Below are 572 nucleotides of genomic sequence, written 5' to 3'. Positions count from 1 at the left end.
GTCACTTGACCATATAACCCGAAGGCGTCTGTTCAAGAGACTCTGTTCGTAACGATAAAATCACCATAAATTGGCACTTGTTAAAAACAAGACTTATTTCATCAAATCCACATTGTTAAAGAGCGTTTGCTTAAAAAAGCAAAAGAAAATAAATTTAATATTCACTTACTTTTGCATTCTCAAGGAATGGTGGAGCTATGCGGGATCGAACCGCAGACCTCCTGCGTGCAAAGCAGGCGCTCTCCCAGCTGAGCTATAGCCCCATTGTTTGACAAGCTTGGTCTTTCACTGACGTTTCAACCTTTTAAAGTTGGTAGGCCTGAGTGGACTTGAACCACCGACCTCACCCTTATCAGGGGTGCGCTCTAACCAGCTGAGCTACAAGCCTATCACATCAGCAATCTAAGCATTCTCAGACCACTTGTTTCGCTCTCTTTACTTTCTTAGTCAGATAATTCGTGTGAACGCTATGCCAGAACTCGGCTAATCGTTTAAGGAGGTGATCCAGCCCCAGGTTCCCCTAGGGCTACCTTGTTACGACTTCACCCCAGTCATGAACCACACCGTGGTAA

General features: G+C 44.9%; 2 tRNA genes and 1 rRNA gene. All 3 read right to left on the bottom strand.

What is annotated here, in order from left to right:
• Positions 1–187: 187 nt before the first annotated feature.
• Positions 188–263 (bottom strand) — tRNA-Ala (locus EOE65_RS17865).
• Between the two features lie 48 nt (positions 264–311).
• Positions 312–388, bottom strand: a tRNA-Ile gene (locus EOE65_RS17860).
• Between the two features lie 104 nt (positions 389–492).
• Positions 493–572, bottom strand: a 16S ribosomal RNA gene (locus EOE65_RS17855); the annotation flags it as partial.

This window comes from Neptunomonas marina (genome assembly GCF_004005935.1).
Taxonomy (GTDB): domain Bacteria; phylum Pseudomonadota; class Gammaproteobacteria; order Pseudomonadales; family Balneatricaceae; genus Neptunomonas; species Neptunomonas marina.
The sequence above is the reverse complement of the archived record's forward strand: the minus strand, read 5'-3'. Positions and strand labels throughout refer to the sequence as shown.